Origin of the sequence: Actinoplanes sp. NPDC051633 (genome assembly GCF_040681735.1) — a bacterium.
Taxonomy (GTDB): Bacteria; Actinomycetota; Actinomycetes; order Mycobacteriales; family Micromonosporaceae; genus Actinoplanes.
This window is the reverse complement of sequence record NZ_JBFAZH010000220.1, coordinates 1-8,512: the sequence shown is the minus strand read 5'-3', so window position 1 is coordinate 8,512 and position 8,512 is coordinate 1. Positions and strand designations below refer to the sequence as shown.

Annotated in this window: 5 protein-coding genes and 2 pseudogenes; 1 reads left to right on the top strand and 6 read right to left on the bottom strand. The window is 71.0% G+C overall.

Features of this window, described 5'->3' with window-relative positions; all coding sequences use genetic code 11:
• A pseudogene (locus AB0M20_RS15090) lies at positions 1 to 208 on the bottom strand (hypothetical protein); the annotation flags it as partial.
• A 167-nt stretch (positions 209 to 375) separates the two neighbouring features.
• Here AB0M20_RS15090 and acnA point away from each other — a divergent pair.
• Positions 376 to 3,006 (top strand): annotated as a pseudogene (gene acnA / locus AB0M20_RS15085) (aconitate hydratase AcnA); the annotation flags it as partial.
• Positions 3,007 to 3,050: 44 nt separating this feature from the next.
• Here acnA and AB0M20_RS15080 read toward each other — a convergent pair.
• The 5 genes from AB0M20_RS15080 to AB0M20_RS15060 all read right to left on the bottom strand — a co-directional run.
• Complete coding sequence (locus AB0M20_RS15080; RefSeq protein WP_364298335.1) at positions 3,051 to 3,917, bottom strand: Wzz/FepE/Etk N-terminal domain-containing protein; 867 nt, start codon at positions 3,915 to 3,917, stop codon at positions 3,051 to 3,053.
• Entirely contained in the window at positions 3,914 to 5,080 is a 1,167-nt protein-coding gene (locus AB0M20_RS15075; protein ID WP_364298333.1) for a glycosyltransferase, read from the bottom strand. The genes AB0M20_RS15080 and AB0M20_RS15075 overlap by 4 nt, the downstream gene beginning before the upstream one ends.
• Positions 5,080 to 5,799, bottom strand: a complete 720-nt coding sequence (locus tag AB0M20_RS15070; RefSeq protein WP_364298331.1) for a polysaccharide deacetylase family protein — start codon at positions 5,797 to 5,799, stop codon at positions 5,080 to 5,082. The genes AB0M20_RS15075 and AB0M20_RS15070 overlap by 1 nt, the downstream gene beginning before the upstream one ends.
• Positions 5,789 to 7,348: a lipid II flippase MurJ gene (locus AB0M20_RS15065; RefSeq protein WP_364298329.1), complete on the bottom strand. Its 1,560-nt coding sequence runs from the start codon at positions 7,346 to 7,348 to the stop codon at positions 5,789 to 5,791. The genes AB0M20_RS15070 and AB0M20_RS15065 overlap by 11 nt, the downstream gene beginning before the upstream one ends.
• On the bottom strand, positions 7,345 to 8,512 hold a 1,168-nt coding region (locus tag AB0M20_RS15060; RefSeq protein ID WP_364298327.1), incomplete at its 5' end, for an O-antigen ligase family protein. The genes AB0M20_RS15060 and AB0M20_RS15065, both read right to left, overlap by 4 nt.

Sequence of the window (8,512 nt, the reverse complement as noted above, 5' to 3'; positions counted from 1 at the left end):
TCTGCTGCTCCCGGTACGCCGGAGCGGCGCCCAGGAAGGACAGGGCCACCGCGGCCGGGGAAGCGAAAGTGAAACTGTACGTGTTCGCCACGACCATGCCGGGTAATGCGTAACAGTTGGCGACCGCGGAGACATCACCCCTGGTGAGAGCCGATCCGTATCGATCGAAGAAGTCTGTGAGGTGCTCGAGATCCGTGATCGCCTTCACGGAACGCGATGTTCCCACACCGTGACCACCCCAAACCGCCCATCTTGCGGATTTATACAAGACGGACGTACGGTTTACTGGAACGACCCGATCGCACGGTAAGGCGAACCTAACCGAATCGCCTTCGCGACCGGTGCGGAAGACTTCGGTTGGCGGAAGGAGTTGACGTGGCCAGCCTGGACACCTTTGGTGCGAAGAATGAGCTGCGCGTCGGGGACGCGAGCTACGAGATTTTCACGATCGACAAGGTGGAGGGCCACGATCGGCTGCCCTACTCCCTGAAGATCCTGCTGGAGAACCTGCTGCGGACCGAGGACGGCGCGAACATCACCGCCGACCACATCCGCGCGCTGGGCGGGTGGGACTCGAGCGCGGACCCGAGCGTCGAGATCCAGTTCACCCCGGCCCGGGTGCTGATGCAGGACTTCACCGGCGTGCCCTGCGTGGTCGACCTTGCCACCATGCGTGAGGCGGTGCGTGACCTGGGCGGCGACGCGACGAAGGTCAACCCGCTCGCCCCCGCCGAGCTGGTCATCGACCACTCGGTGATCGCCGACCTGTTCGGCCGCGAGGACGCCTTCCAGCGCAACGTCGAGCTCGAGTACCAGCGCAACCACGAGCGCTACCAGTTCCTGCGCTGGGGCCAGACCGCGTTCAACGAGTTCAAGGTCGTGCCGCCCGGCACCGGCATCGTGCACCAGGTCAACATCGAGTACCTGGCCCGCACGATCATGGAGAGGAACGGGCAGGCGTACCCGGACACGGTCGTCGGCACCGACTCGCACACCACGATGGTCAACGGCCTGGGCGTGCTGGGCTGGGGCGTGGGCGGCATCGAGGCCGAGGCCGCGATGCTCGGCCAGCCGGTCAGCATGCTGATCCCGCGGGTGGTCGGCTTCAAGCTGTACGGCGAGATGCCGGCCGGCACCACCGCCACCGACCTCGTGCTGACGATCACCGAGATGCTCCGCGAGCACGGCGTGGTCAGCAAGTTCGTCGAGTTCTACGGGCCGGGCGTCAGCGCCGTGCCGCTGGCCAACCGGGCGACGATCGGCAACATGTCGCCGGAGTACGGCTCGACCGTGGCGATCTTCCCGATCGATCAGGAGACCATCAAGTACCTGCAGCTCACCGGGCGCACCGAGCAGCAGGTCGCGCTGGTCGAGGCGTACGCCAAGCGCCAGGGCCTGTGGCTCGACCCGTCCGCCGAGCCGGACTACTCCGAGCGCCTCGAGCTCGACCTCTCGACGATCGTGCCCTCGCTGGCCGGGCCGAAGCGGCCGCAGGACCGGGTCATCCTCACCGAGGCCAAGCAGATGTTCCGCGACGCGCTGACCAACTACGTGTCGGACCAGGGGCCCGCGGACGAGGCCTCGGAGGAGTCCTTCCCGGCCAGCGACCCGCCCGCCAACGGCACGTCGTCGGAGCGGGACAAGCCGCACGTCTTCTCCGCCGCCGAGGGCGCCGACGGCCGGCCCTCCAACCCGGTGCGGGTCACCGGCGAGGACGGCACCGAGTTCGAGCTGGACCACGGTGCGGTCGTCATCGCCGCCATCACTTCCTGCACCAACACCTCGAACCCGCAGGTCATGATCGGCGCGGCGCTGCTGGCCAAGAACGCGGTCGACCGTGGCCTCTCCCGCAAGCCGTGGGTGAAGACCACGCTCGCGCCCGGGTCCAAGGTGGTCATGGACTACTACGACCGGGCCGGCCTCACGCCGTACCTCGACAAGCTGGGCTTCAACCTGGTCGGCTACGGCTGCACCACGTGCATCGGTAACTCCGGGCCGCTGCCCGACGCGATCTCGGCGGCGGTCAACGAGAACGACCTCACGGCGGTGTCGGTGCTCTCCGGCAACCGCAACTTCGAGGGCCGGATCAACCCCGACGTCAAGATGAACTACCTGGCCTCACCGCCGCTGGTCGTCGCGTACGCCCTGGCCGGCACGATGGACCTGGACATCACGACCGAGCCGCTGGGCACGGGCACGGACGGCAAGCCGGTCTTCCTGACCGACATCTGGCCCAGCGCCAAGGAGATCGACGACGTCATCGCCTCGGCGATCGGCGCGGCCGGGTTCAGCTCGGCGTACTCGGACGTCTTCGCCGGCGACGAGCAGTGGCAGTCGCTGCCCACACCGACCGGTGACACCTTCGCCTGGGTCGACGACTCCACCTACGTGCGCAAGCCCCCGTACTTCGAGGGCATGTCGGCCGAGCCCACGCCGGTCGTGGACATCTCCGGCGCCCGGGTGCTGGCCAAGCTGGGTGACTCGGTGACCACCGACCACATCTCGCCGGCCAGCTCGATCAAGCCCGACTCCCCCGCCGGGAAGTACCTGGCCGAGCACGGCGTCGAGCGCCGCGACTTCAACAGCTACGGCTCGCGGCGCGGCAACCACGAGGTCATGATCCGGGGTACGTTCGCCAACATCCGGCTGCGCAACCAGCTGGTGCCGGGCGTCGAGGGCGGCTTCACGATCAACCACCTGACCGGCGACCAGACCACGATCTACGACGCGTCGGTCGCCTACCAGGAGGCCGGCGTGCCGCTGGTCATCCTGGCCGGTAAGGAGTACGGCTCCGGTTCGTCGCGCGACTGGGCGGCCAAGGGCACCATGCTCCTGGGTGTGCGGGCGGTCATCGCGGAGTCGTACGAGCGCATCCACCGGTCCAACCTGATCGGCATGGGCGTGCTCCCGCTGCAGTTCCCGCCGAAGACGAACGCGGAGTCGCTCGGGCTGACCGGCACCGAGACGTTCACCATCACCGGCGTGACCGCGCTCAACGAAGGCTCTGCCTTTAGTCCGGTCAAGGGTGGCGGCGGGGCTGTGGACGGCAGTCACTTTTCCTCCACACGGAAGACGACGGCGCGGCCGACGATGCGGCCGTTGACCGACTCGGTAGAAACCTGCTGGGGAACCGAAGCCGGGGGCGCGGAGGCCGGCGGCGGGGCGACCGGTTCCTCGTCGGGGACGGCGGTCAGCTCCTTGGGCTTCTTGGCGCGCCACACGCCGCCGTACCGCTCGATCTGCGGCCGGGCGTCCTCGACTTCTTCGTCCGAGGTGGTCACGTCGTAGCGGGTGGGCTCCTTGACGCGCGTCGTCTCCTCGGCCGCGACCGGTGTCTCCTCGGGCTTGTCCACCGACGCGGACGAGGTCGACCGGCCGACACCGGCGAGCACGGCCAGCCCGCCGATCAGCAACCCGCCGGCCGCGCCGATCACCAGCTCCAGCGGCGGCTTCGGCGAGGTGGGCTTCGCCGGCGGGGTGGCCGCGGCCAGCATCGCCAGGCTGACCTTGGTCTCCGTCTTGCGGGTGTCGCCCAGCGCGATCAGCGAGCTCGCCACCGCGTTGGCCACGGTCGCGCTCCTGGCCGCCGACGCTCCGGTGGCGGTGATCTCGACGACCGGCGCGTCCGGCGAGGTCGAGGCGGTGACCCGGTTGAGGCCGCTGCGGTCGGCGCCGAGCTTCTCGCCGGCCGTGGCCAGGACCGGCCCGGTCGTGGCGATCCGGCCGTACGCCTGCGCATAGTTCAGCGCGGTGATCGACTCGCCGGCCGAGCCGATCGTCACCACGTACGCCTTCGCGGTATATGTCGGAGTCTTGACCACCGCATAGACCGCCCCGGCCACGCCGCCCAGCAGCGTGAGCGCGATGAGCAATCCGAAACGACGGACCAGCCTCCGCAGGATCTCCCGTGATTTCACCCGCGTGCTCCTTTGATCTCCATCGGGGGGTGCAGCAACCGCCGCCGCGGCCGGGCGGCGAGTCGCTCGTACAGCCGGTCGACCGAGGCGGCCACCGTGGCGGTGTCGAAACGCGCCACGACGTCCGGCACCGGTAGCCGGCCGCCGCGGCGTTCGGTCAGGCACGCCAGCTCGGCGCGCAGGGTCCGGGGCAGGGCCTCCGGGTACGCGGACAGGCGCCGCGCACCGGGGGTGTCCGGCGGACCGTGACCGCCCGGCGCGGTCAGCTCGTCCAGGGGTGGGCACACGGCGTACAGCGCGGGCAGCCCGCAGGCGAGCGCCTCCAGCACGGCCAGCCCGAACGTCTCCGAGTCCGACGGGGACGCGAACACGTCCATCGCGCACAACATGTCGCGGGCGTGCCCGACCGCGCCGGCGAAGACCACCCGGTGCGCGATGCCGTGCATCTCGGCCACCCGCTCCAGCGCCTCCCGGGCCGGGCCGTGGCCGACCAGCAGCAGCGTCACATCCGGGACCTCCGCGACGGCCCGGATCAGCCGGTCGAACCGCTTGGTCGGCTCCAGCCGCCCGACGCCGCCGACCACGACCGCGTCCTGCGCGATGCCCAGCCGGGCCCGCGCCTGCCAGCGCAGCCGCGGGTCGAAGGTGAACTCGCCGGCGTCGATCCCGTTGGGCAGCACGCTGATCCGGCTCGCCGGCACCCGCCAGGAGCGCAGCCGGCCGGCCACCGACTCGGAGACCGCGATCGTGGTGTGCCCGAGCCTCTCGCTGGCGGCGTAGAGCGCGCGCACCCCGATCGACGTACGCCGGCCCTCGATGACGCCGTCGCCCAGCGAGTGCTCGGTGGCCACGATGGTCGGCACCCCGGCCAGCCGCGCCGCCACCCGGCCGAAGAGCATCGCCCGGTAGAGGTGGCAGTGCACGAGGTCGTACCGGCCGTCCTTCATCAGCCGGCGCAGCTTGCCGACCGCGCGCAGGTCGTGATTGCTGGACATGCTCAGCTCGTGCACGGTCACGCCGTCCGCGCGCATCGCCTCGGCCACCGGGCCCGGGTTGGAGAGCGTGACGACCTCGCAGTCGTGCGGCAGCCGGCGCAGCAGCACCCGGAGCTGGTGCTCGGCGCCGCCCGCGTTCAGCCCGGTGATGACGTGCAGGACGCGCATCAGGCGGCCCTGCCGGCAGTCAATCGGTGGCGAGCCACCTTGGCGAACAGGCGCGCGGCGGCGTCCCGGTCTCCGACGAAGGTGCGCGGTATCGCGTACCGGCCGGTCACCGCGATCGGCTTCGTCGCGACCGCGTAGTCGTATCCGGCCGCCTCGACCACCTCGGCCTCGCGGGCGCCGGCCGCACCGTACGGGTAGCAGAAACCGGTCACGTCCTGGCCGGACAGGTCGGCGAGGATGTCCCGGCTCAGGCCCACCTGCTCGGCCAGGTCGTCGGCCGGCACCTCGGGCAGCCGGACGTGCGCCAGGCTGTGCGAGCCGATCTCCATCCCGCAGGCGGCGGCGTGCTTCACCCCGCCGCGGGTCATCAGCTCCATCCGCGGGCCGGGTTCGTCCCAGGCGTTGTGCCCGCCGAGCGCGCCCGCGACCACGTAGACGGTGGCCGTGAACCCGTAGTTGTCGAGGACCGGCATGACCTCGGTGATGAAGTTGGCGTACCCGTCGTCGAAGGTCAGGCCGACCAGCCCGGCGCCGCTCCCGGCGCGGCGGGCCTGCAGCAGCTCGCGCATCGACACGCCGCGCATCCCACGCCGGCGCAGCCACCGCATCTGCCGCGCGAACCGGCTCGGGCTGACGATGACGTGGTACGGATCCGCCTCGTACGGCTGAACCGAGTGGTACATCAGCACCAGCGGCATCGGGGTGAGCTCAACGTCCATGTCGAATCCTCCGCTTCACCTGCGCGACCACCTCGGTGGCCTCGTCCACTCCGGCCAGCCGGGTCAGCCCGGCGAACACGATCAGCACCACCACGCCGCCGGCGATGACGATCACCGGCGCCGGCCATCCGGCGATCAGCCGCTCGACGCCCCACCCGGCGGCGCCCGCCCCGGCCGCCGCGAGGCCCAGCCGCAGCACGGCGTCGCCGACCGCCCGCAGCGAGATCTGCGCCGTCCTCAGCCCCGCCACCGCCCCTGATCGGACTGAAGACCGAGCCATTTCGTCGCGCAGGCCGGTCAGCAGCAGCACGGCCGCGGTGGTGATGCCGATGCCGTTGGCGGCTGCGATCGCGTACGCCCCGAAGTGCCGCACCCCGATCGCGGCCAGCACCGCCGTCACCACCAGCCCCGCGCCCATCGCCATGGCCGGGTACCAGTTGCGGCCGGCGCCGGCGAAGAACGGCCGGGACAGCGCAGTGACCAGCACGTGGCCGAGCAGGCCGAGGGCGTAGACCCGCATGATGCCGGCGGTCACCGCGGTGTCGGCGGCGGTGAACTCGCCACGCTCCAGCAGCACGTGCACGATGTCCGGGGCGAAGACCACCAGGTACGCCGTCGCCACGAACATGAGCGCGGTGACCGTACGCAGATCGCGCTCGAGCCGCCGCCGGGCCGCCTCGGCCTCCCCCGCCGCCATCGACCGGGCCAGGGTGGGGAAGGTGACCGTGCAGATCAGCAGCGCCACCAGCATCGGGATCTGGGCGACCTTCTGCGCGTAGTTCAGGTGCGAGATCGTGCCCTCGGCCAAGGACGAACCGAGGAACCGCTCGACGAACACCTGAGCCTGACGCAGCAGGGTGTAGATCATGATCGGCCCGATGGCGCCCAGCGCGAGCGCGCCACCGGTCCCCCGCCAGGACCGCGGCACCCCGACGTGGCGCAGGAAGCTGGGCAGCTGCACCAGGACCATGAAGACGCTGCCCAGCGCCACCCCGGCCGCCGCGCTGACGACGCCGAGCGGGCCGTGCAGCGCCCACATCACGCTGAGGATGCCGACGTTGTAGGCCAGGTGGATCGCGGCCGGTGCGCCGAAGACGTTCTTCGCCCGCAGGGCCGCGCTGATGTATCCGGCGATCCCGAAGGTCAGCACGGTGATCGAGGTGAGGCGGGTGCAGGTGACCGCGAGCGCCGGGTCGGCGAGGCCGGGGGCGAGCGCACGGACCAGCAGCGGCGCGGCGAGGAAGGTGGCCGCGGAGAGCCCGATCAGCACCGCCACGATCGGCGGGAAGGTGGAGGCGACGACCTTCCGGGCCGAGACCGCGCGGCTGAACAGCGGGATCATCAGCAGCGACATGCCGCCCTCGACGACCAGCGCGAACGCGGTCTCCGGAACCGTCCAGGAGACCAGGAACGCGTCGGTTCCGCCGTCCGCACCGAAGTACCGGGCCAGGAACAGGTCGCGGAAGAAGCCGAGCAGCGAGCCGGAGAGCGTCACGACCAGCGTGACCATCGTGGCTCGGACCAGCGTGGTCTTGACGGCGGCGGTCATGCCGGCTCCTTCTTGGCGAGGTCGGGGACGATGACGCCGCGGCGGACCACGATGCCGAGCAGCGTGGCCATCAGGACCGTGCTGGGGCCGGCGCCGATGTCGCCGTACATCCAGTCGATGAGCGTCCACACCATGAGGGCTGGGGCGACCAGGTCGAGGAAGCGTTCCTCGGCCGGCGGCAGCAGCATGGGCCGGCGTTTCCGGACGGCGCCGACGACGATCGTCACCAGCAGGCCGCCGAATGCGAGGATGCCCACCGTGCCCTGCTCGCTGAGCACCATCAGGTACTGGTTGTGCGGGGACATCAGGGCCTGCCGCTCGACGCCCGAGGTGGGGTCGCCGACGTCGCTGCCCGCGGACAGCCCGACCGACGAGTAGCTGTCGCGATAGGACACGAAGTCCTTCATGCCGACGCCGATCACCGGGTGGTCGGCCCAGATCGCGCGGGCCGCGCTCCACAGCGCGTACCGGTCCTGGACCGACTGATCCGGTGAGCTGCCGGCCGAGAAGATGCTGGTGATCCGCTGGTCCACGCGGCTGGACGAGGGGTCGGCGTCGCCGGCGGCCGACCACACGAGAATGGCGACCCCGAGGGCCGCCATCGCACAGAGCATCGCCGCGACCCGCCAGTGCCAGACGAAGAGCAGGACGACCACCGCGGCCGCGGTGGCGATCCAGGCGCCGCGGCTCAGCGTGAAGCCCAGCGCCAGCACCAGGAAACCGGAGACCGCGAGCAACCCGAGCTGTGCTGCTGCCGGCCGCTGAGCCTCCGGCAAGGGCGGAGAATCCGAGCCGCCCTGGGCCAGGGCGAGGGCGAGGGTGACCACCAGGCCGTAGCCGAGCAGCGCGGCGAGCGCCATGATCTGCTCGGCGCCGAACGTGCCGACCGCGCGGACGAACTCGCCGCCGTACGAGGCGCCGGTCCCGCTCAGGTACTGGTACACGCCGTAGGCGCCCTCGAAGATGGTGACCGCGATGATGGCGCCGGCGATCAGCAGCACGTCCACGCGGTCCCGCAACGACATCGCGACCGCCACCGGCACCAGCACGAAGATCTCGGCGTACCGGATGAAGCCGACGGCGCTGGTCAGCACGTCGGAGGCGGTGATCGTGGCGAGCGCGAAGGAGAACAGCGCCGCGGCGAAGGCCAGCCAGCCGCGGCGC